The 23,022-nt window shown below is 49.0% G+C and carries 20 protein-coding genes and 5 tRNA genes; 9 read left to right on the top strand and 16 right to left on the bottom strand.

Annotation, left to right across the window (positions count from 1 at the left end; all coding sequences use genetic code 11):
* Window positions 1–75: 75 nt before the first annotated feature.
* Window positions 76–447 (bottom strand): hypothetical protein, encoded by a 372-nt coding sequence (locus KU854_RS15940; RefSeq protein WP_255555597.1) that lies wholly within the window; start codon window positions 445–447, stop codon window positions 76–78.
* 555 nt (window positions 448–1,002) lie between these two features.
* Between KU854_RS15940 and KU854_RS24875 the strand changes: the two genes are divergently transcribed.
* Window positions 1,003–1,215, top strand: coding sequence for a CRISPR-associated ring nuclease (locus KU854_RS24875; RefSeq protein ID WP_336245258.1), 213 nt, complete (start codon window positions 1,003–1,005; stop codon window positions 1,213–1,215).
* Window positions 1,216–1,420: 205 nt separating this feature from the next.
* On the opposite strand, the gene KU854_RS15930 is transcribed toward KU854_RS24875, so the two are convergent.
* The 7 genes from KU854_RS15930 to KU854_RS15900 form a co-directional block, all read right to left on the bottom strand.
* Window positions 1,421–1,496, bottom strand: a tRNA-Val gene (locus tag KU854_RS15930).
* Window positions 1,497–1,545: 49 nt separating this feature from the next.
* Window positions 1,546–1,622 (bottom strand) — tRNA-Val (locus tag KU854_RS15925).
* A 32-nt stretch (window positions 1,623–1,654) separates the two neighbouring features.
* Window positions 1,655–1,731 (bottom strand) — tRNA-Val (locus tag KU854_RS15920).
* A gap of 27 nt (window positions 1,732–1,758) precedes the next feature.
* A tRNA-Val gene (locus KU854_RS15915) sits at window positions 1,759–1,835 on the bottom strand.
* A 23-nt stretch (window positions 1,836–1,858) separates the two neighbouring features.
* Window positions 1,859–1,935, bottom strand: a tRNA-Val gene (locus tag KU854_RS15910).
* 169 nt (window positions 1,936–2,104) lie between these two features.
* Window positions 2,105–3,124, bottom strand: coding sequence for a DUF3080 domain-containing protein (locus tag KU854_RS15905; RefSeq protein WP_255555596.1), 1,020 nt, complete (start codon window positions 3,122–3,124; stop codon window positions 2,105–2,107).
* A 91-nt stretch (window positions 3,125–3,215) separates the two neighbouring features.
* Window positions 3,216–4,586 carry an MATE family efflux transporter gene (locus tag KU854_RS15900; protein WP_218359430.1) on the bottom strand — a complete coding sequence of 457 codons (1,371 nt, stop codon included), beginning with the start codon at window positions 4,584–4,586 and terminating at the stop codon, window positions 3,216–3,218.
* Between the two features lie 198 nt (window positions 4,587–4,784).
* Between KU854_RS15900 and KU854_RS15895 the strand changes: the two genes are divergently transcribed.
* Entirely contained in the window at window positions 4,785–5,396 is a 612-nt protein-coding gene (locus tag KU854_RS15895; protein ID WP_218359429.1) for a riboflavin synthase subunit alpha, read from the top strand.
* A gap of 78 nt (window positions 5,397–5,474) precedes the next feature.
* Here the strand turns inward: KU854_RS15895 and KU854_RS15890 are convergent, their stop codons facing one another.
* The 8 genes from KU854_RS15890 to hutC all read right to left on the bottom strand — a co-directional run bounded on the left by KU854_RS15890 (window position 5,475) and on the right by hutC (window position 14,060).
* Complete coding sequence (locus KU854_RS15890; RefSeq protein WP_054778335.1) at window positions 5,475–5,678, bottom strand: CPXCG motif-containing cysteine-rich protein; 204 nt, start codon at window positions 5,676–5,678, stop codon at window positions 5,475–5,477.
* 323 nt (window positions 5,679–6,001) lie between these two features.
* On the bottom strand, window positions 6,002–6,652 hold the full coding sequence (gene hxpB, locus KU854_RS15885; protein ID WP_218359428.1) for a hexitol phosphatase HxpB: 651 nt from the start codon (window positions 6,650–6,652) through the stop codon (window positions 6,002–6,004).
* 99 nt (window positions 6,653–6,751) lie between these two features.
* Window positions 6,752–7,618: a fructosamine kinase family protein gene (locus KU854_RS15880; protein WP_218359427.1), complete on the bottom strand. Its 867-nt coding sequence runs from the start codon at window positions 7,616–7,618 to the stop codon at window positions 6,752–6,754.
* A gap of 152 nt (window positions 7,619–7,770) precedes the next feature.
* Complete coding sequence (gene hutH, locus KU854_RS15875; RefSeq protein ID WP_218359426.1) at window positions 7,771–9,303, bottom strand: histidine ammonia-lyase; 1,533 nt, start codon at window positions 9,301–9,303, stop codon at window positions 7,771–7,773.
* A 9-nt stretch (window positions 9,304–9,312) separates the two neighbouring features.
* Window positions 9,313–11,010 (bottom strand): urocanate hydratase, encoded by a 1,698-nt coding sequence (gene hutU / locus KU854_RS15870; protein ID WP_218359425.1) that lies wholly within the window; start codon window positions 11,008–11,010, stop codon window positions 9,313–9,315.
* Window positions 11,007–12,017 (bottom strand): formimidoylglutamase, encoded by a 1,011-nt coding sequence (gene hutG, locus KU854_RS15865; protein WP_218359424.1) that lies wholly within the window; start codon window positions 12,015–12,017, stop codon window positions 11,007–11,009. The genes hutU and hutG overlap by 4 nt, the downstream gene beginning before the upstream one ends.
* On the bottom strand, window positions 12,007–13,218 hold the full coding sequence (gene hutI / locus KU854_RS15860; protein WP_218359423.1) for an imidazolonepropionase: 1,212 nt from the start codon (window positions 13,216–13,218) through the stop codon (window positions 12,007–12,009). Before hutI ends, hutG begins: the two co-directional genes overlap by 11 nt.
* 137 nt (window positions 13,219–13,355) lie before the next feature.
* Window positions 13,356–14,060 (bottom strand): histidine utilization repressor, encoded by a 705-nt coding sequence (hutC, locus tag KU854_RS15855; RefSeq protein ID WP_218359422.1) that lies wholly within the window; start codon window positions 14,058–14,060, stop codon window positions 13,356–13,358.
* A 302-nt stretch (window positions 14,061–14,362) separates the two neighbouring features.
* Here hutC and KU854_RS15850 point away from each other — a divergent pair, with 302 nt between their 5' ends.
* The 7 genes from KU854_RS15850 (at window position 14,363) to pheT (ending at window position 22,862) form a co-directional block, all read left to right on the top strand.
* Complete coding sequence (locus KU854_RS15850) at window positions 14,363–15,517, top strand: glycerophosphodiester phosphodiesterase family protein (protein ID WP_218359421.1); 1,155 nt, start codon at window positions 14,363–14,365, stop codon at window positions 15,515–15,517.
* A 434-nt stretch (window positions 15,518–15,951) separates the two neighbouring features.
* Window positions 15,952–17,880, top strand: coding sequence for a threonine--tRNA ligase (gene thrS, locus KU854_RS15845; protein ID WP_054778339.1), 1,929 nt, complete (start codon window positions 15,952–15,954; stop codon window positions 17,878–17,880).
* Window positions 17,881–17,883: 3 nt separating this feature from the next.
* The gene (gene infC, locus KU854_RS15840; protein ID WP_218359505.1) at window positions 17,884–18,429 is read left to right on the top strand and encodes a translation initiation factor IF-3; all 546 of its coding nucleotides are present in this window, start codon (window positions 17,884–17,886) and stop codon (window positions 18,427–18,429) included.
* Window positions 18,430–18,529: 100 nt separating this feature from the next.
* The gene (gene rpmI / locus KU854_RS15835; RefSeq protein WP_054778341.1) at window positions 18,530–18,724 is read left to right on the top strand and encodes a 50S ribosomal protein L35; all 195 of its coding nucleotides are present in this window, start codon (window positions 18,530–18,532) and stop codon (window positions 18,722–18,724) included.
* Between the two features lie 42 nt (window positions 18,725–18,766).
* A complete protein-coding gene (gene rplT, locus KU854_RS15830; protein ID WP_002540099.1) occupies window positions 18,767–19,120 on the top strand; it encodes a 50S ribosomal protein L20 in 354 nt (117 codons plus the stop codon).
* A 348-nt stretch (window positions 19,121–19,468) separates the two neighbouring features.
* A complete protein-coding gene (pheS, locus tag KU854_RS15825; protein ID WP_218359420.1) occupies window positions 19,469–20,452 on the top strand; it encodes a phenylalanine--tRNA ligase subunit alpha in 984 nt (327 codons plus the stop codon).
* A gap of 19 nt (window positions 20,453–20,471) precedes the next feature.
* A complete protein-coding gene (gene pheT / locus KU854_RS15820; protein WP_218359419.1) occupies window positions 20,472–22,862 on the top strand; it encodes a phenylalanine--tRNA ligase subunit beta in 2,391 nt (796 codons plus the stop codon).
* Window positions 22,863–23,022: the final 160 nt, after the last annotated feature.

Here is a 23,022-nt window from a genome sequence, read left to right as displayed (position 1 = left end):
GGGACATTGTAAGTGAAAATATGGGGCTTTGATCAATTCACACCTTGAACACCCATACTTTTAAATCGCTTTACCCTAGCCGCTAATTTTAAATGAAAACGCGTTATACAGGCTCATTTGACTGCGGCCTTTGTACTGGGTGACCGTACCTTTTCCACACACCTGCTTGTCGAGCATCACATCAAACTTTCCATGTTCTTGTCGAAATCCAGCCATATCATCTTCCCAAACCACGAGCGTGAGCGATTGATGGGGATACTTGTCGTCCAGGTTCAAGTAAAAACCACGTTTGAAGCGAGTAATTTGTTTTAGTTCGCCACAGGCGATAACGTCTTGGTCTTCATGGAAAGCTGCGTCTTTTGAGGCAATCTTTGTAATGGCGCTATCGGCGCTAGCAGATGTGGAAATGGACAGCAAAAGGCATGCTACAAGTGCGTTAAGTCTCATGATTAATAGAATAATTCGTTAAGTTTTTCTTTAGCGTATTGTACGGCGAGTTGCCAAAATTTTAGATCTTACAATTTATCTAATTTAATAAACGCATTATTATAAAACTTAAATTTTATATTAAAGGCGTGAAACGTTTTCCGTGTCTCGCTTAACTGGAATCAATTTTTGGTCGACTACCGCATGTATGCTTGGAGTCGAATGCTTACATTTCGCAAAACAGTCAAGAGGTAGATTGCTTTGGTGATTGATGCAAAAATTGATACTCAACGGAATACCTCTAGTTGATTACTTTGTGAAAAACCCCCCAACTCACTACCATTGGCGACAGCCCACAAGTGTTCACTGAAACGTTATTCGCTATCCACCAAAGCGGGAAGACGCTTCCTGATGAAGTCTTTAGTATTACAACGCAAAGCGCAAAATCCAGTTTAATGAACGGCCTGTATAGGGATGGTCATCTGCAAGCGTTATTCAAAGATTAAGATTTTCCTTCAGTGGTGTTTGACGAAAGCCATATCTGGTTGATTGGAAATCAGGACGGTAATCCGATTGATGATGCCAAATTTATTGAAGACCAAACCTACCATGGCGGGTTTCATTGTCCGAAAGGTATTTTCACTGACGCTAAATGAAAACTGTGCTGTTCATGCTTCACTTGCTGGTGAGAGAAAAATTATGGCGTTCTATTTCGTTTGTGCCATGCCACTGTTTGGGAGAGAGCAAGACACCTTGAGTCATGTCTTTGGGATGACATCTGGTGCCTGACCAATGAGCCCTAATGGGTAACAGGCAAAAATGGGCAAGAAGTTATGGATGTCAGTATGGTAACAGTCACGCTTGCGGAAAATTGACTTGCCATTGTCTCGATGCCGGGGGAGAGCGTTATCAAATCTTTCCAGTTGAGATGCTTGAACGATTTCTAATACAAAAAAGCCTGCTCGAAAGCAGGCTTTTTTGTTTCTTACGAAAGTGGTGGGCGATACCGGGCTCGAACCAGTGACCCCCTCCTTGTAAGGGAGGTGCTCTCCCAACTGAGCTAATCGCCCGAATAAATGCTTGGGATGCCCCCGAAAGGGTAGTGCATTTATTGGAATTTGGTGGGTCTAGGCAGACTCGAACTGCCGACCCCTACCATGTCAAGGTAGTACTCTAACCAACTGAGCTATAGACCCAAATTCTGTTTCCACCCTGGTTAGGGGAGGAATGGTGCGTCTGGGCAGACTCGAACTGCCGACCCCTACCATGTCAAGGTAGTACTCTAACCAACTGAGCTACAGACGCAAGCAAAATATCAGCTTTCGAAAATAATGGTGCGTCCGGGCAGACTCGAACTGCCGACCCCTACCATGTCAAGGTAGTACTCTAACCAACTGAGCTACGGACGCATTTTGTTTTTCTAAGGGAAGCATGGTGCGTCTGGGTAGACTCGAACTGCCGACCCCTACCATGTCAAGGTAGTACTCTAACCAACTGAGCTACAGACGCATTTTAGACTGTTGTTCAGCACCGCTTCCCTTGAAAGCGGGGTGAATATTAGCGAGTAGGGCGGGAGGGCGCAAGCGTAAAAAGGGACTTTTTTGCGTGAGAATGCGCGTTTGCTGCTTTGGTGCACAACTTGGCGTTTCTTGCACCATTGTTTTTGTTTTTGAACGAGTTAATTACCGACTTTAATGTTGCATCTCTGGAAAAGGCGTTGCCAGTATTGGACATGATCTTTGGTTGCATTTTGGAACGCTTGATAGTGTTTGCCTGCGAAATAGGCATTTCTATACTCATTGAGGAGTGGATGTTCGGGTAACTTCTCGTTCAATTGTAATAATGCTGGTTGGGCATCCAGGTACAGGCTGTTGATCTTTGAAAGATACGGTTGTACTTCGCCGACAAAAAACTTGTCGAAAACATTCCTCATATAGTTGAGCCGGGTAGGATCACGGTTGGCCCCGCATACAATTAAGGCATCATCTCGATACAGTTGACGTGTTGTCGCTGTCAACCAACGAGTACTTTCATCCATGGAGTAAAAAACATTGCCCAGATAGCGCTGTTTCTCCAGCGGCTCCTGAAGGGTAACGATATCCGTTGAATCTTCTGACAGATTGGCATAGCCCGTTAGCGCAACCAGTGCATCACTGTGTGGGAATGGCTCTCCGGGCAAAATCAAGGCGCTTGAGGATGGCGTCAGTTGCTTACGCCATGCGTCGGAGGTTGAAATGGTATTCCAGTATACAGTCGGAAATTGTTCGCGTTTTTGTTGATACGCGGATTCAAGCTGGGTTTTCAAGCTCTCTGTTTCGATCTGGTTTAAGCATTTTTCGAGTGTGCTGAGCAGCGTTATTTCGTATTGAAGCTGGCGAAAGCCATCCTGCACTTTACCTAGAATCGAATTCCGATCTGCAATGAGTTGGAATAAGCCACAGGTGCGCAACTCGTAGGCATCCAGTAACCCCATGCGGACGTCTTCAACCGGCAGCGTCAAGTCTCGCTTACGTGGAAGTTCGATGTATGACGGGGCACTGAGCAGGAAAGGCTCTGTGTCGAGCACACTGGCCAGGCGTGACTGATAATTTTCGAATTGTGCGCGTGCCTTATCATTCTCCAGACAGCCGGAGAGCGTGAAAGCAATGCAGATAACCCACAAAATTCGGATAGTCATACTTTGATTGATGAACGCCATATATGTAGACGATACGAAGTATAAGGCAGGAGCGATCGTATTGGATTGTGCAGAAAAGAAAATCCCGGACTAGGCCGGGATTGTGGAGGTGTTACTTCTCAGCCATTGCAAGCTGGAATTCGTCAGATTGTTTGCGTATCCAGTGGAGACGCTGACCCAGCATCACGGCCGCTGAACTTAGGCCGATAATGATACCAATCCAGAAACCGTAGGCGCCCATCGGCTCGACAATCCAATCTGTCATGCCCAGGATGTAGCCGATTGGCACACCCAGGATCCAGTATGCAATGAAGGTGCGTTCGAATATTGCACGCATGTCTTTGTAACCACGAAGCGCACCGGCTGCGACAACCTGAATCGCATCCGTACACTGGTAAACAGCAGCCAGCAGCATGAGGTTGGCGGCAATCGCAACCACTTCTGGGTTACTGTTGTACAGATGAATGATGGGTTCGCGGAAAACAACAGTCAGCGCCGCGGTGATCACCGCCGTGCCAAGGCCAATCAAAATGCCAAGTTTTGCTGCGCGTGCTGCACCTTCCGTTGATTTTTCGCCCAACTGATGGCTGACACGGATGCTTACCGCGGTACCCAAACTCATTGGCAGCATGAAAATCATCGAAGAGAAGTTAATGGCGATTTGGTGTGCAGCCACCACGGTCGAACCCAGCGGCGCAATCAAAAGTGCAATCACGGCGAAAAGCGTTACTTCAAAGAAGATCGCGGCTGCAACCGGAAATCCCATCTTGAAAAGTCGCTTCAGCGCAGAAAAATCGGGTGCACCAAAGTTCTGGAAAGCGCCTACTTTGCTCAGACGTTTATTTATCTTGATGTAGATAAACATGGCGATCAGCATCAGCCAGTACACCATGGTGGTTGCCACGCCACAACCGACCGCTCCCAGTTCAGGTGCGCCAAATTTACCGTAAACAAAAATCCAGTTCAGCGGTACGTTGGCGGCAAGGCCAATAAAGCCAATCACCATGGCTGGAATGGTCAGCGACATACCTTCAGCAAGGTTACGCAAGACCTGGAACAGCAAAAATGCAGGAACGGCAAGAATAACGGCATAGAGGTAACCGATTGTTTTCTCTGCCAAAGCCGGCTCAACTTCCATATAGTTGACGATATAGCCCGCATTGTAGAGAACCAGCGCGATCGGCACAGAAAGCAGCAGCGCCATATAGATGCCTTGTTGAACCTGGAACGGGATTTTTGCACTGCGTCCAGAACCATTGAGCTGTGCAATGATAGGTACCATCGCCAGCAATATGCCGATACCGAACAGAATGGAAGGCAGCCAGACGCTGGTTGCAACGGCCACAGCGGCCATGTCAGTGGCACTGACACCACCAGCCATCACAGTATCTACAAAACCCATCGAAGTTTGCGCCAGTTGCGCAATGAAAACGGGAATGCCTAACTTGATGATGGATTTAGCTTCTAGGCGATAGTTCTGCACCTATGACTCCGAAAAAGAAAAGGGGAAAAACAGCCAAATCAAACCCAAACCTCGCTTAATTCGAAGTTGATAGACTTGGCTATAAAAGGACGCTGTATTATACGTTTGCAAACCAAAGCGACAATCGATACTTTTGGAAAATACGCTATATCCAGTTATTCGTTTGCCTCAGTATTCATACTGCCAACAGGAATTTTCATGTTTACAGGAATTGTTCAGACTACTGCAGAAGTGGTCTCTATCGTTAAAAAAGCCCAGTTTCAAAGCCACGGCGTGAAATTCAGTCCAGAGTTGCTGCAAGGACTGGAAATAGGCGCCTCCGTGGCACACAACGGATGTTGTCTCACTGTCACCCGCATTGAAGGCGATATTGTCTGGTTCGATTTAATGCAGGCCACTTTAGCCCTGACTAATCTGGGTGGCTTGAATGAGGGCGATAGCATTAACCTTGAAAGGGCGGCGAAGTTTGGCGATGAAATCGGTGGTCATGCGATGTCGGGTCATATCATGTGTACCGCAACCGTGGTGGACATCGTTGAAACGGAAAACAACCGACAAGTGTGGTTTGCTTTGCCGCAGGGCATCAACAAATACGTCTTTGATAAAGGTTACATCGGCATTGATGGGATCAGTTTGACGATTGGCGATGTGAAGCAAGAGCAATTTTGTGTCAACCTCATACCCGAAACCTTAAACCGCACCAATATGGGTTGGAGAAAGGTTGGTGATATCGTCAATATTGAGGTCGATCCGCAAACTCAAGCCGTTGTGGATACTGTAGAAAGGGTTCTGGCTGCCCGTCACGGATAAATAAAAAAGCCAGCTTTGCGCTGGCTTCCTTTTACCGGAATCTCGGTTTAAAAGCGGGATGATTAACCGCGCCGTCACTTAAAAAATTTGCTCGTCGTCTGCGTCTACAAACAGGGTAATCGTTTTGTGTTGCGTATCAATTTGTAGGTTTAAATGGATCGCATTACAACAGGCCGGACAATCATCATAAAATTCTTGATCACCGCCGCTGGTATCCAGTGTGATACGAATTCGGTGTCCACAATGAGGGCAGTCGATCCCTCTTTCTGTAAAATTTTGCATGTTCAACTCCCTATATGAACTGCGGGCCCAACTACACGGCGATGCAAGAAAGATAGCTGTTTCTTAGACCGTCCATGTGTTCCCATTCTAAGAACCGCCGAAGGTTTGCTCAGTGAAATAAGACCAAACTATGACCTTCAGCATGATTTTGTTAGTGAATTTCGAAGCTATGTATATTTATGTGTCGAAACATAAATGTACCTATGGGAATTACGAAAGAAGGTTCGGAAAGGAGTACTTCAGTTTTTAAAGCTGTGAGCGGCTGAGCGAAGAAAAATGTAAAGACTGGGCAAGTTTCGTTCACTTGCCCAGAATGGCGCGCATTATTCGCCCAACATTGATGGTCTTAATTCGTTAAGCGATTGAAGTTTGACGTCACTGATCACCCAGCGAGCCTGATCGGCGACTGAATGCTCAGGAACAATCACTGTGCGCATTTGGGCAGATTTCGCAGCAAGGAGACCGGCGAAAGAATCTTCAAAGGCGATGCAGTTCTGTGGAGGCACGCCCAGGCTTTCTGCTGCGTTCAAATACACTTCAGGATGCGGCTTGCCATATTTAAGGTGCTCTGCTGAATGACATTGCTCAAACCAAGCTTCGAGATCCAACGCTTTGAGTGTGGCGTTGATGAGTTTTAGCGGGGAGGAAGAGGCGAGCGCGATACGCAGGTTGGCCGCTTTACACAGCTCCAGCGCATGCATTACCCCCGGCATCATCGGCTTATGAATGCCAACTAACTCAATCACTTTATCCAGGATCATGTCGCACACTTCGTCGCAGCTTGGGCCTTCCCAGCCTTGGGTTTTGTAGTAATGCTTGACGATCTGGTCAATGCGGATGCCTGTGGTGTCGATGGTGTCCTGACGGGTGACGTGAAGTCCCAAATCATTGAGCACTGCCAGTTGAGCATCTTGCCAAAACGGCTCTGAGTCAACCAACAGGCCGTCCATGTCAAAAATCGCAGCTTGGATCATAGTGAAGGGTTTTCCTAAAACGAATGTCGAATAATGCGCAAAAAGAAAGGCGCTGATTGGCGCCTATTCTGAAGAATTTGTATTTGACCGTAAACCGCTCTAGTTAAGGAGTTCCAGTTTGTTGATCAATGCCTCTGTTTGCGCCAGATAATGACCGCCAAACAGCAATGAATGGTTAATAAGATGATACAGATTGTAGAGATCTTTGCGTGATTCGAACCCCTCATCCAGCGGCCAGACTTCGTTGTAACCCCGATAGAAGGATTCAGGAAAACCGCCAAAAAGGTGAGTTGCAGCGACATCCACTTCGCGATCACCCCAGTAACAAGCGGGATCATAGAGAATGGGCCCGTTCATGGTGGAGGAGGCGTTGCCCGACCATAAGTCGCCATGTAGCAGACTGGCTTTGGGCTGATGGTTACTCAATCTTTCCTTTACCGCTTCTACGATTGTTTCAATGTCCCCAAAGAACATGCCTTTCTCTTCGGCCAGTTTGAGCTGCAGGCCGATGCGGTGGTCGGCAAAAAACTGTGCCCACTTACGGTGCCAGTTATTTCGCTGTTCAGTAGTGCCGATGAAATTATCTATATCAAAACCGTATTCCGGCTGCTCTCCCCATTTGTGCAAACGGGCGAGATCTTTACCTAACAGGTAGCCATTTTCATCGTTAAGCGGCTTCATCACGATAAAATCGAGTACCAGAACCGCTTTTTCTTTTATCACACCAATGTAAATAACTTGCGGGACAGAAACTTCACCGCTGTTGGCCAGATGGCGCAACCCTTCGGCCTCAGCTTCATAAATCGGGAGGTTTTCTTTAGCGTTGATTTTGACGAAAAACCGGGTGTCGCCACAGCCAATGCTGTAACACTCGTTGATGTCTCCGCCGTCAATGGGCATTTTTTCTTCGACTTCGAATTGTTGGCCCAGGGCAAGCGAAAGTTGAACCGAGAGCGTATGCCACATATCTACCTCGTTAGGCGTCAAAATTGGTGTGATAACAAAATAGTAGCGCAATCTGACAAGAGTGAAGTGTGGTAACCCCCACATTCTGCATTGGAAATGAATAATCTACTCAAAATTGAGCAACGCCCCCAGAAAGGAGGCGTTGAGTGTCATTAAAAGCTGGGGAGTAATTCGCTGGGCATATATTTATTGTGGCAAGCTTCCATAAGGTGGCGGTTTGCCTTTTCAATGTCCGGTGCGAAGTACCGGTCTTTGTCGTAGAAGGGGACATGGCTGCGAAGCTCAGCCTTTATTTGCTCCAGCTTGGCTGTGGATTTCAACGGGGCGCGGAAATCCAACCCCTGACAGGCTGAAAGTAACTCAACGGCCAATATGCCGCGGGTATTCTCGGCCATGTCGGTAAGGCGGCGGCCGGCAAAGGTTGCCATTGAAACGTGGTCTTCCTGATTCGCGGAGGTCGGCAGGCTATCAACTGAAGCAGGATGTGCTAGCGTTTTGTTTTCGCTGGCAAGCGCTGCTGAGGTAACCTGCGCGATCATAAAGCCACTGTTTACACCGCCATTGTCGACCAGAAACGGTGGCAGTTTACTCAAGCTGCTGTCGATAAGCAGCGCCATTCTACGCTCTGACAGGCTGCCAATTTCAGCAATGGCCAACGCCAGGTTGTCTGCTGCCATCGCGACAGGCTCGGCGTGGAAGTTTCCTCCAGAAATGATGTCGCCATCATCGCAGAACACCAAGGGGTTGTCAGACACTGAGTTGGCTTCAATTTCCAGTACATCCGCGGCATGGCGAATTTGTTGCAGGCAAGCGCCCATAACCTGTGGCTGGCAACGCAGTGAGTAAGGGTCTTGCACTTTTTCACAGCCTTGGTGACTGTCGCCAATTTCACTGTTCATTTCCAGCAGGTGACGATAGGCATTGGCCGCATCCATCTGTGCGCGGTGACCACGAACCCGGTGAATCCGTGGGTCAAACGGTCGGCGGCTACCAAGTGCTGCTTCGACAGATAATGCGCCGCAGGCCGTTGCTGATGCGTAAAGATCTTCCGCGGCAAACAAGCCTTCCAATGCAAAGGCCGTTGAAGCCTGGGTTCCGTTCAAAAGTGCCAGGCCTTCCTTTGGCCCCAGAGTAATTGGCTCTAAACCAGCAATTTTCAATGCCATGGCACCTGAAACGATTTCACCTTTGTGTCTGGCCTGACCTTCCCCCAGTAACACTGTGCTCATGTGGGCGAGGGGCGCCAGATCCCCGGATGCACCGACAGAGCCTTTCTTCGGGATGCAGGGGAAAACTTCGGCATTGATCAATTGAGCCAGGGCTTCAACGACAGAAAAACGGATGCCGGAATAGCCGCGGGACAGGCTGTTAATTTTCAGAACCATCATCAGACGGACGGTTTTGTCATCCATAAATTCGCCAATACCAGCAGCATGGGAAAGCACAATAGAGCGCTGCAGCGTTTCCAGATCGTCGAGGTCAATACGGGTATTGGCCAGCAGACCAAAGCCGGTATTGATGCCATACACAACGCGACCCTCTGACAAGACGCTGGCTACAGTATCCACACTTTCCTGCATCAGGCTTTGTACTCCGTCAGCAAAAGCGATCTGGACGGGCTCGCGGCTGACCATTCGAAGTTGTTTCAGTGTCAGTGCGCCGGGAGTGATAGTTAACGTGTTCATCCTTGATCCTTATGACTTTTTAACCGGGACATTCGGTAAATCCAGCAATGGCAGATCCAGCTGCTGATCTTTGGCGCAATTAATCGCAATGCCGTAACCCGCATCAGCGTGGCGCATTACGCCGGTTGCCGGGTCATTGTGAAGCACACGGCCGACACGTTTAGCCGCGTCTTCTGAACCATCACAGACGATCACGACACCAGAATGTTGCGAAAAGCCCATGCCGACACCACCCCCATGATGCAGCGAGACCCATGTTGCGCCCGATGCAGTGTTGAGCAGGGCGTTCAGAAGGGGCCAGTCGGAGACTGCGTCTGAACCATCCATCATGCCTTCTGTTTCGCGGTTAGGGCTGGCAACGGAGCCGGAATCCAGATGGTCACGCCCAATGACGATCGGTGCTTTCAGCTCGCCGTTTTTCACCATCTCATTGAACGCCAGACCAAGGCGGGCGCGGTCTTTCAATCCAACCCAGCAGATGCGTGCCGGTAAGCCCTGGAACTGGATGCGTTCGCGAGCCATATCCAGCCAGTTGTGAAGGTGAGGGTTATCCGGGATAAGCTCTTTCACTTTCTGGTCGGTTTTGTAGATATCTTCCGGGTCACCGGAAAGTGCCGCCCAGCGGAATGGGCCAATACCTTGGCAGAAAAGCGGACGAATGTAAGCGGGTACAAAGCCTGGGAAATCAAACGCATTTTCAACGCCTTTTTCCAGTGCCATCTGGCGGATGTTGTTGCCGTAATCCAAGGTTGCAGCGCCGCGTGATTGCAGCGCCAACATGGCTTTAACCTGAACCGCCATGGAAGCTTTTGCAGCATCGACAACGGCTGCTTCATCAATTTTTCGTTTTTCAGCTGCATCTTCCATCGTCCAACCCTGCGGCAAATAGCCATTCAGCGGATCATGGGCGGAAGTCTGGTCGGTTACTACATCTGGTGTGATGCCGCGATTAACCATTTCAGCAAATACATCTGCAGCATTTCCCAGCAGGCCTATGGAAACCGGCTTATTGTCATCCAGTGATTGCTGCAGCATGGCGAGCGCGTCATCCAGATCTGTTGCCTTTTTGTCGACATAACCGGTGCGCAGGCGATAGTCGATGCGGCTTTCATCACATTCAACAGCAATCATTGAAAAGCCTGCCATGGTCGCAGCAAGAGGTTGTGCACCGCCCATGCCGCCCAGGCCGCCGGTCAATACCCAGCGTCCTTTTGCTTCGCCGCCGAAGTGCTTTTTTGCCACCGCGACGAAGGTTTCATAGGTGCCCTGGACAATGCCCTGAGAGCCGATGTAAATCCAGCTACCCGCGGTCATCTGGCCGTACATTGCCAGGCCTTGCTTATCGAGTTCGTTGAAATGTTCCCAGTTCGCCCAATGCGGCACCAGGTTAGAGTTGGCAATCAAAACCCTTGGTGCATCTTTGTGAGTAGGGAATACACCCACAGGTTTGCCGGATTGCACCAGCAAGGTTTGGTCATCTTCAAGTCGGGTCAGAACTTCAACGATCTTGTCGAAACATTGCCAGTTACGCGCAGCGCGACCAATACCGCCATACACCACCAGGGCATGCGGGTGTTCGGCAACATCCGGATGCAGGTTGTTCATTAACATACGAAGCGGAGCTTCGGTTAACCAGGATTTGGCAGTCAGCGTTGTGCCTGTTGGCGATTTGATGGTTCGCGACAAATCCAGACGTGGGTCGTTCATTGCGTCACTCCTTGAGGTTCTTCTGGGGTTGAGAGGCTGCGGGTGATCGTCCAGACCAGCCGGGCAGCCAACCGTGATGTGTGGTTGTCGATGTCGTAGCGCGGATTAAGCTCTGCGATATCGGCCAGTTTCAGTTTTCGGTTACCGTCCGAATCTTTGGCATCGGTAATCGTGCGGATAAGTTGTTCTATCAGTGAATAGTCAACACCATGGGCAGCAGGCGCGCTGACGCCAGGTGCTGTAGTTGCAGGGAATACGTCCATATCGATGGTCAGATAGATGGCATCCATTTGGGCTAAAAAAGTGCTTATCTGATCTTCAATCGCCGTGAAGTTAGCAGCTGAGAAGTCAGTATCTTCGACAACAAGGACACCCAGCGATTCGGCTTTATTAAACAAGGCCTCGGTATTGCTGGCGCGGCTTACTCCAAGACAGGCGTAATGAAACGGCCAATTTCGCTTTTGGCAGTGTTCGGCGATTTGCGAGAAAGGCGTGCCCGAGCTGCCAGCCCGTGATGCGCCAGATGGTGTGCGCAGGTCGAAGTGGGCATCGAAATTGATGATGCCAATCTTTGGCGTGATACCCGGGCTTTTCTGTGCAACGTAGTTAGCCAGGCCTTGAAATGATCCCCAGGCCACTTCGTGCCCACCGCCCAGAACAAGCGGAAACTGTTTATACTTGAGCGCTTCAGCGATTTGATTGGCGAGCAGTGTTTGTGCCCGGGCTAAGTCGTGGTCATCGCAATGGATATCGCCATTGTCGTAAAGGGCAAGCGAACCGTGATGCCAGGGCAAATTGGCCAGCATTTTGCGGATTTCAACAGGCGCTCCATAAGCGCCAACGCGGCCTTTATTGCACGCTACACCCTCATCGCAGGCAAAACCCATCAGCATAACGCCGGGTGTTTTGGCATCTTCAGCACTTTTGACTTTCTGGTGAAAACGCTGGCCTAGCTCACCGTCTTCAGGGTCTGTCCGACCCTGCCAGATTCTTCGATCAAGCGTCATGGGCGAGCTCTCCTTTTAGATACCGCGCACAAAGTGGTGCTAACCCGACTTGATAGCTCAATTGCGCAGGGGAGGTTAAATCCCACACGGCAAAATCAGCATCAAAACCAGCGGCAATTTGCCCTTTGTTGCCCATCCCAAGAGCTTGTGCGGCGTGCCGGGTAACGCCATATAGATTTTCCTGCGGCGTTAAGCCAAACAGGGTAGAGGCCATATTCATCATCAATGTTAGGCTGGCAAACGGTGATGTTCCGGGATTGAAGTCAGTGGCAATAGCCATAGGGACGCGGTGTTGGCGCAATTGTCCAACGGGTGGCTGTTGCGTTTCGCGTAAGAAATAGAAAGCACCGGGAAGCAGGGTTGCAACGGTGCCGTTTTCAGCCAGAGCTTCAACGTCTTCGTCGGTTAAGTATTCGATATGGTCGACAGACAGAGCACCCATTTTTGCGGCCAGTGCGCTGCCACCAAGGTTTGAAAGTTGTTCAGTGTGTCCTTTGATGTGCAAACCATGGCGTTGAGCAGCCTCGAAAACCGTCATCATTTGATCTGGTGAAAATCCAATGCCTTCGCAGAAAACATCGACAGCATCAGCTAATCCTTCCTGAGCCGCGGCAGGGATCATTTCGTTGCAGACTAATTCGATATAGCCATTGCTGTCGTTTTTAAATTCAGGTGGCAATGCGTGGGCACCAAGCAGGGTTGTTGTGACATTGATATCCAACAAATCCTTTAACGTTTTGGCGGCGCGCAGTATTTTGAGTTCATGTTCAACACTTAGGCCATAGCCACTTTTGATTTCGATGGTTGTGACGCCGTCACGCATTAACGCTTTGGCGCGGGGAATGGCAAGTTTCACCAACTCTTCCAGTGAGGCGTTTCGGGTTGCATTGACAGTAGAGAGGATTCCACCGCCATTTAAGGCGATTTGCTGATAGGGCACACCTTGCAAGCGCTGTTCAAACTCGCCGGAGCGATCACCGGCAAAGACGAGGTGTGTATGGGCGTCGATCAGCCCGGGAGTGACAAGTTTGTTTTGCAGTGAGACCAAGTTATGTCCCGCTGTTGGCAGGTTTTCACCCACAGCGGTAATGACACCGTTTTCTGTCGCTATCATTTGGTTCTCACGAACCTGATATCCGTCAGGCTGACTGATGTCTGTGTCCAGGGTAACAACCCGGCAGTCAGTGAATATCCGTTTCATAACTCTCACCTGTCATTTGTATATATAAATGTATAGACAAATGAGAGGGTGGATTCAAGATGCTGTGTTATGAAAATGTGATAAAAGGTGTAAACCCTAGTGGCCAGTTTCTATAAATTGTGCAATGACAGAGTAAGTTAGAGATCGGCCCGTGCACTCAATTTATAGCGATCACCAGGATGGTAAAGCAATGCAGCACTGATTAGCTGGTTGTTACTCCAGGTGCGGCGATGCAATAACAGGCAAGGCTGTTTTACGGTCATCTGCAGCAGACGGGCGATACTTTCAGTTGGCATGATCGCTTCAACGGTATGTTCAATAGTGTTGAGGGGGCAGTTTGAGACAAGGTATTGATTTGGCGTGATCTTCGAAAAATCCTGTCGCAGGTAATCTGGCGCGAATGCAGGGTTTACCCACCGTACTTCTAGCTGTACCGGTATCCCATCAGCAAAATGGACGATTTCACTCTTATATACGGTACTGCCAAGTAGGATACCTAATCGCATTGCCACATCTTCTGGCGCGCTTATCTCACACAAGCTAATGATTTGATTGTTATAGTTTTGCCCGCGGGCGATGATTTCGTCGGCAATGTTGCGAATATCCATCAAAGGACTTTCTGCCTTGGGTTGGCAAACGAATGTTCCGAGGCGTGGCGTGCGCTCAAGCTTTCTTTCATTGACCAAATCACGAATAGCTTTGTTCACCGTCATTCGACTGACCGAAAACTGCTCGCAAAGCTCAGCCTCTGTCGGGATTTGAGAACCGACAGCCCATGTGTGGTTGCTGATCTGCTCTTCAATGTAAGTTTTGATTTGTAGGAAGCGGGGCGCTTTTGTCATCAATCTGCTCGGTTGTTTCGTATATACAAATCATGTTGTATGACACTTAACCCAAAATCAAGTTTTTGCTTGGTATCAACCACAAGCTTCATGGCCAGTTCAAATTACACGTCGTGTATTAATTGAAAGAATACAGCTTAACCAGACACGTAACGGTAAAGATTTTGTCGCTAATCAGTCATCTTGGTAGGACAGAATGCGCCAGCATCGCATTGTGTTAACGCATTAAATTAAGGAGTGTATGCATGAAAAGAATCGTCTAGATTGGCGTGGCCGTCTCACTGTTATCATCTGGTTTTGCAATGGCCTCATCTGACTACACATTAGGCCCGCGTCCCGCGTATTTGGTGGCAGACATGGACGAGGGCGAACTCAAGGCAAAACTCGAAAAATGTCTGGGCAAACCGGTAAAGAAGAGTGCGTTTTCTATCGGCCACCGCGGTGCGGCGCTGATGTTTCCTGAGCACACTAAGGAATCTTACATTGCAGCAGCGCAAATGGGGGCGGGCATTGTCGAGTGTGATGTGACTTTCACTAAAGATAAACAGCTCGTTTGCCGCCACTCCCAGAGCGACCTCCATACCACGACGGACGTACTTGCATATCCGGATCTTGCTGCAAAATGTTCAGTGCCATTTACCCCTGCCGATCCTGATACGGGCGAGAAAGCACAAGTGGAATGCCGTACTTCTGATTTCACGCTGGAAGAATTTAAACGCCTGAAAGGGAAAATGGATGGTGGAAACCCTATGGCGACAACACCGGAAGAGTACATGAATGGTACACCGGGTTGGCGTACAGATCTGTATGCCTCAAACGGTACTTTGATGACCCATGCTGAGAGCATTGCATTGTTCAAAGAATTGGGTGTGAAAATGACGCCAGAATTGAAAGCGCCAGCGGTTGAGATGCCATTTCAAGGCTTCAGCCAGCAAGAATATGCTCAGAAAATGCTGGACGAATATAAAGCGGCGGGTGTGAAGCCTTCTGAGGTCTTCCCTCAGTCCTTTAATATAGAAGACGTGAAATACTGGATTGCGAATGAACCAAAATTTGGTGAACAGGCAGTCTATCTGGATTCACGTATGTACGATGATGAGAACTGGGCGCCATCTTTGTCAGATATGAAAGCACTGAAGGATGCCGGTGTTGAATATATTGCACCGCCGCTGTTTGCGATGGTGACGGTAAATGAAAATGGCGAAATTGTTCCTTCGGATTATGCCAAACAGGCAAAAGCTGCTGGCTTAAAAATGATAGCGTGGACGCTGGAACGCTCGGGCCCGCTGGCAAGCGGTGGTGGCTGGTATTACCAATCCATCGAAGACGTCACCAATAATGATGGCGATGCACTGAAGTTGTTGGATGTACTGGCTAAAGATGTGGGTGTGGTAGGTGTGTTCTCGGACTGGCCGGCAACCACGACCTTTTATGCTAACTGCATGAACATCAAATAAAAAAGAGGCCTCGTTGTTTGGATAGTACCAACGAGGCCTAAATTTCTAGCATTGCAACATCAAACCCCAATACGCGCAGCAGGTAAAATTGGTTCACTGTGTTTGTTTCTCCATTGCCAATTCACTTCAAATAGCCCATGAAACTGTACGTTTTGCACTCGGTATTTTGGGCGGCGTTCTAAGTTTGTAGCGAATCCCTATCGAAGCGTCGTGACTATAAAATCCTCTGTAAGCAACAGTGTATTAATCTGAGTTGCGTTCTTTTTGAATGGGGGTACAATCCTTGTTCGCTCTGGCGATGATATTTTGATTGGTAACAAAATCGCGCCCGGGAAAACCTTCAAGCTCAGCGGCGCAATTCCTATTCCGCTGAGCCAAATTCATGAAAACAAGTGCTACTGCGTGTGTAGCACCACTGTATATAGGACGAAATAATGCCTGTAATTACTCTTCCTGACGGTAGTCAGCGTTCCTTCGAAAACCCTGTTTCCACTTACGACGTCGCTGCTGACATCGGCCCTGGTCTGGCAAAAGCCTGTATCGCTGGTCGTGTTAACGGTCAACGTGTTGATGCTTGCGACCTGATCTCTGAAGACGCAAACCTTGAAATCATCACCGCGAAAGACGAAGACGGTCTGGAAATTATCCGCCACTCTTGTGCTCACCTGCTGGGTCACGCTATCAAGCAACTGTTCCCAGATGTGAAAATGGCTATCGGTCCAACGATCGACAATGGCTTCTACTACGACGTAGACCTTGACCGTTCACTGAGCCAAGAGGATCTTGATGCGATTGAAAAGCGCATGCAGGAACTGGCAAAAACCAAATACCAGGTTGTTAAGAAGAACGTAAGCTGGCAGGAAGCGCGTGATACGTTTGAATCACGTGGCGAACCGTACAAGATGGAAATTCTGGATGAGAACGTCTCACGTGACGATCGCCCAGGTCTGTACCATCACGAAGAATACATCGACATGTGCCGTGGCCCACACGTTCCGCACATGGGCTTCTGCCAAAACTTCAAAATCCTGAACGTGGCTGGCGCTTACTGGCGTGGTAACAGCGACAACAAGATGCTGCAACGTATCTACGGTACTGCGTTCAACGATAAGAAAGAACTGAAAGCACACCTTCAGCGTCTGGAAGAAGCAGCGAAGCGTGACCACCGTAAACTGGGCAAGCAACTTGATCTGTACCACATGCAGCAAGAAGCGCCGGGTATGGTGTTCTGGCACCACAACGGCTGGACTATCTTCCGTGAGCTGGAAGTATTCGTACGTTCAAAACTGAATGAATACGATTACCAGGAAGTGAAAGGCCCGCTGATCATGGATCGCGTTCTGTGGGAACGTTCTGGTCACTGGGACAAATACGCTGACTACATGTTCACCACTCAGTCTGAGAACCGTGAATATGCACTGAAGCCTATGAACTGCCCAGGTCACGTTCAGATCTTCAACCAAGGTCTGAAATCTTACCGCGACCTGCCGCTGCGTATGGCGGAGTTCGGCAGCTGTCACCGTAACGAGCCATCAGGTGCTCTGCACGGTCTGATGCGCGTTCGCGGCTTCACCCAGGATGATGCACACATCTTCTGTACACCAGAACAAGTACAGCAAGAAGTAACTTCGTGCATCAAGATGGTTTATGACACTTACAAGACCTTCGGCTTCGAAGAGATCGTGGTTAAGTTGTCAACCCGTCCTGAAATGCGTGTAGGTTCTGATGAAATGTGGGACCGCGCAGAGAAAGCGCTGGCGGAAGCACTGGATTCAATGGACATTCAATTCGAGATTCTGGAAGGCGAGGGTGCGTTCTACGGTCCTAAGATTGAATTTACTTTGCATGACTGTTTGGATCGCGCTTGGCAGTGTGGTACTGTGCAGCTCGATTTTGCGTTGCCAGAGCGCTTGGGCGCAACTTATGTTGGCGAAGACAACGAACGCCACACACCTGTAATGATTCACCGTGCGATTCTCGGTTCACTGGAGCGTTTCATCGGTATTCTGATTGAAGAATATGCAGGTCATTTCCCAAGCTGGCTGGCTCCTCAACAAGCTGTAGTCATGAACATTACTGACAATCAGGCAGAATATGTTCAGGAAGTAGCGAAAAAACTGCAAAAAGCAGGATTTAGAGCGTCTGCAGACTTGAGAAACGAGAAGATTGGCTTTAAAATCCGCGAACACACTTTGAAGCGCGTACCATATATGCTGGTTTGCGGCGACCAAGAGATGGAAGCTGGCGAAATCGCGGTACGTACACGCAAAGGTAAAGACTTGGGTAAATATAAAATTGACGAATTCGTTTCTCTGCTCGAGAACGAAGTTCGCACCCGAACTCTTAATATTTTGGAGGAATAAGGTATTAAAGGCGCAAGAAAAGTCCCGGCTAAACAAAATGCTCACCGCTTGAACGAAGAACTTCGTGGTCTGCGTGAAGTACGTCTGACAGGTATCGACGGTGAACAGCTTGGTATTGTTTCATACGATGAAGCAATGAAAGTAGCGGAAGATGCTGGTGTTGATCTGGTAGAAATTAGCCCTAATGCCGAGCCACCAGTATGTCGTGTGATGGACTACGGTAAGTTCATCTACGAAAAGAGTAAGGCTGCGAAAGAGCAGAAGAAAAAACAAAAGATTGTCCAGATCAAGGAAGTTAAATTCCGTCCTGGAACCGATATTGGCGACTATCAGGTAAAACTACGCAACCTGGTTCGCTTTATTGAAGAGGGCAACAAGGTCAAGGTCACTATCCGTTTCCGCGGTCGCGAAATGGCGCACCAGGATATCGGTGTTGACGTTCTGAATCGTCTGAAGGAAGACACTGCTGAAATCGCTTCAGTAGAAAGCTTCCCAACGAAGATCGAAGGTCGTCAAATGATCATGGTTCTTGCCCCTAAGAAGAAGTAATTTCGGCATACAAGTAACGAGAGGCTATGCCTTCGGGCATAGCCTCTTTGTTCGCCAAATTACACTGTTATTAATTGCATACAATGCGGAGTTATTCATCATGCCTAAGATGAAAGCAAACAAAGGTGCTGCTAAACGTTTCAAGAAAACTGGCGGCGGTTTCAAGTACAAGCATGCTACTAAGCGTCACATCCTGACTAAGCGTTCTACTAAGAACAAACGTCAACTGCGTCCAAACTCAATTCTGCCTAAGTGCGAAATTGGTGCAGTTGTTCGTATGCTTCCATACGCATAATTTTTCTTAGTATTTTTAACGAATTAGTTTAGGAGAGACATAATGCCTCGCGTAAAACGTGGTGTACAAGCTCGTGCACGTCATAAGAAAGTTCTGAAACAAGCTAAAGGTTACTACGGTGCACGTTCACGTGTTTACCGCGTAGCTTTCCAAGCAGTTACCAAAGCTGGTCAATACGCTTACCGTGACCGTCGTCAGAAAAAACGTCAATTCCGTCAACTGTGGATTGCACGTATCAATGCTGCGGCTCGTCAAAACGGTATGTCTTACAGCCGTTTCATCAACGGTCTGAAGAAAGCGTCTATCGAAATCGATCGTAAGATCCTGGCTGATATCGCTGTATTCGACAAAGCTGCATTCTCTGTTCTGGTAGAGAAAGCGAAAGCTGCTCTGTAATTTATTACAGAATAGACTTTGTGAGAAAGGGGAGCTTCGGCTCCCCTTTTTCTATGCCTAAAATCCGCGAAAAATCACCTTCTTGTGTCAACAATTAGCCACCTTACTGAATGAACCTGATTTCAGTGAATAAATATGGCGATGAAATAAGCATGACAAGCACTTATCGTGTATTTCAGATTGGATTTAGGCTTCGGTTTATTTACTATGTAGCGTTACGTCTTATACCAATTCCCAGAGCATTTTCTGTTATCGCTTTACCACAAGTTCAGCGCTGATTTTGCTCCGAGAATTGGTATATCTATTACTCCCTGTAGGACACTGCCCAAGTGGGTAGATGAGGAAACGATGCAACAACTAGAAGAGATTCTATCCAACGCAACGGCTGCCATCGAAGCGGTTGATACTGTTGCGGCTCTGGATGAGGTACGCGTACAGTACCTGGGTAAAAAAGGTGAGCTGACCCTTCAGCTTCAGCAGTTGGGTAAACTGCCACCGGAAGAACGCCGCGAAGCGGGTGCAAGCATCAACAAAGCGAAGCAAGCTGTTCAGCAACTGCTGTCTGAGCGCAAAACTGCACTGGAAAGCGCAGAGCTGGAAGCGAAACTGTCTGCTGAAACGATTGATGTGACCCTGCCTGGCCGTCGCATTGAAAACGGTGGTATTCACCCTGTTACCCGCACTATCGAGCGTATTGAGAGCTTCTTTGGTGAGCTGGGCTTCACGGTAGAAACGGGTCCGGAAATCGAAGACGCATTCCACAACTTTGATGCACTGAACATTGCGGAAGACCACCCAGCGCGTACTGACCACGATACTTTCTTCTTCAACCCAGATCTGATGCTGCGCACCCACACTTCAGGTGTACAGATCCGTACTATGGAAGAGAAACAACCGCCACTGCGCTTTATCGCCCCTGGCCGTGTGTACCGTAACGACTACGACCAAACTCACACCCCAATGTTCCATCAGGTAGAAGGCATGCTGGTTGACGAGAACGTTAACTTCGCTCAGCTGAAAGGCATCCTGCACGACTTCCTGTGTAACTTCTTCGAAGAAGATCTGGAAGTACGTTTCCGTCCTTCATACTTCCCATTCACTGAGCCTTCTGCAGAAGTAGACGTAAAAGGCAAAAACGGTAAATGGCTGGAAGTACTGGGCTGCGGTATGGTTCACCCGAACGTTCTGCGTTCTGTTGGTATCGACCCAGAAAAATACTCAGGTTTCGCATTCGGTATGGGCGTAGAGCGTCTGACCATGCTGCGCTACGGCGTGAACGACCTGCGTGCGTTCTTCGAGAACGATCTGCGTTTCCTGAAACAATTCAAGTAAGCATTGGGGTAATTGATAAATGAAATTCAGTGAATCCTGGCTTCGCGAGTGGGTTAATCCTGCGGTAAACAGCGAAGAACTGGCACACCAAATCACCATGGCGGGTCTGGAAGTAGACGACGTTGAAGCGGTAGCGGGTGAGTTCACCGGCGTCGTGGTTGGTGAAGTGGTTGAGTGTGGCCAGCACCCTGATGCAGACAAACTGCGTGTAACCAAAGTTAACGTTGGCGGTGAAGAGCTGCTGGACATCGTTTGTGGCGCGTCAAACTGCCGCCTTGGCCTGAAAGTGGCTGTGGCGACTGTGGGTGCGGTACTGCCAGGCGATTTCAAAATCAAAAAAGCGAAACTGCGTGGCCAACCATCTCACGGCATGCTGTGTTCTTTCTCTGAGCTGGGCATCGACGTTGAATCAAACGGCATCATGGAGCTTCCACAGGACGCAGTGATCGGTACTGATTTCCGCGAATTCCTGAAGCTGAACGACGTGACCATCGATGTTGACCTGACGGCTAACCGTGCAGACTGTTTGAGCATCAAAGGACTGGCGCGTGAAGTTGGCGTTCTGAACCGTGCAGAAGTTTGTCAGCCGGTTATCGAAAGCGTTGCTGCAACCATCGAAGACAAAGTGTCAGTTGCTATCGAAGCGCCTGCGGCATGTCCACGTTACCTGGGCCGTGTTGTTAAAGGTGTGAACGTTCAAGCCGCAACCCCTCTGTGGATGCAGGAAAAACTGCGTCGCAGCGGTATCCGTTCTATCGACCCAATCGTTGACATCACTAACTACGTGATGCTGGAACAAGGTCAACCAATGCATGCATTCGATCTGGCGAAGATTGAAGGTGGTATTGTTGCGCGTATGGCGAAGCAGGGCGAGAAACTGACTCTGCTGGACGGTACTGAAGCTGAATTGAACGACAATACTCTGGTGATTGCTGACCACAACAAAGCGCTGGCAATCGCAGGTATCTTTGGCGGTCAGGATTCTGGCGTAAATGCTGAAACCACCACTGACGTACTGCTAGAGTCTGCATTCTTTGCACCTGACGCAATCCGTGGTCGCGCACGTAGCTACGGTCTGCACACAGATTCTTCACACCGCTTCGAGCGTGGCGTAGATTCAGCACTGCAGCAGCAGGCAATGGAGCGCGCAACACAACTGCTGATCGAGATCTGTGGTGGTGAAGCGGGCGAAATCGTAGGCCAGGAGTCTGAAGAGCACCTGCCTAAAGCGAAGACAATCTCTCTGCGTCGCATCAAGCTGGACAACCTGCTGGGTCACCATATTCCTTCGGAAGAAGTGGTTGATATCCTGACTCGTCTGGGTTGTGAAGTTGAAGCTTCTGAAGAGGGCTGGACTGCCAAAGCACCTTCATGGCGTTTTGACATGGCGATTGAACAGGACCTGATTGAAGAAGTTGGCCGTATCTACGGTTATGACAACATTCCAAACCAAGCGCCTGTTGCATCCCTGAACATGAACGAGCACAAAGAAGCGAAACAGCCGCTGAAACGTGTTCGTGACCTGCTGGTTGACCGTGGTTACCACGAAGCAATTACTTACAGCTTCGTTGAGCCAAACCAACAGAAACTGATTGTGCCGGATGTTGAGCCACTGATCCTGCCAAACCCAATCTCTGCAGATATGTCAGCAATGCGTCTGAGCCTGTGGACGGGTCTGCTGAACACGGTTGCTTACAACCAGAAACGCCAACAGCCACGTGTACGCCTGTTTGAAGCAGGTCTGCGTTTCATTCCTTGCGAAGATGCTGAAAACGGCATGCTGCAAGAGATGATGCTGGCTGGTGTGATTGCGGGGCCTCGCTCTGAAGAGCATTGGGACATTGCAACGAACACAGTAGATTTCTTCGACCTGAAAGGCGATCTGGAAGCGATCCTGGAGCTGACTGCGAACGAGCTGAACTACAGCTTCAAAGCGGCGAAGCATCCAGCACTGCACCCGGGTCAATCTGCAGCAATCGAAGTGAACGGTGAAGTTGTCGGCTACATCGGTACGGTTCACCCAGAGCTTGAGAAGAAGTTTGGTCTGAATGGCCGTACTATCGTGTTCGAAATCGAATGGTCTGCGATCAACACCCGTGTTATCCCAGAGGCAGTTGTGATTTCCAAGTTCCCGGCTAACCGTCGTGACATCGCAGTTATCGTTGCTGACGACGTTGCTTCAGAAGACGTGGTTCGTGCATGTCTGGATACTGACAACGCGCTGGTGACCGGTTCCAAGCTGTTTGACCTGTACAAAGGTAAAGGTGTTGAAGAAGGCAAGAAGAGCCTTGCGATTGCACTGAGCCTGCAGTCAACTGAACGCACGCTTGAAGAAAGTGATATTTCTGAGGCAGTTGCAGCAGTTGTAGCACTATTGGGTGAGAAATTCGGCGCGCACCTGCGTGACTGATGAATAAATCACTAATAAAAAGCAGCCTTTTGGCTAATGCCAGTCAGTTAAGCTGACTGGCTTTCTTTTTATTGGGGTATTTCTTTGCCTTAGGCTTCACGGCTCTCGGGTATATTCGCTCTTCTCGCTTAATGGGCAACACATGATGTATCGCTTCCTC

The organism is Enterovibrio paralichthyis (assembly GCF_019209835.1).
Lineage (GTDB): Bacteria > Pseudomonadota > Gammaproteobacteria > Enterobacterales > Vibrionaceae > Enterovibrio > Enterovibrio paralichthyis.
This window is presented reverse-complemented; position numbering and strand designations above follow the sequence as displayed.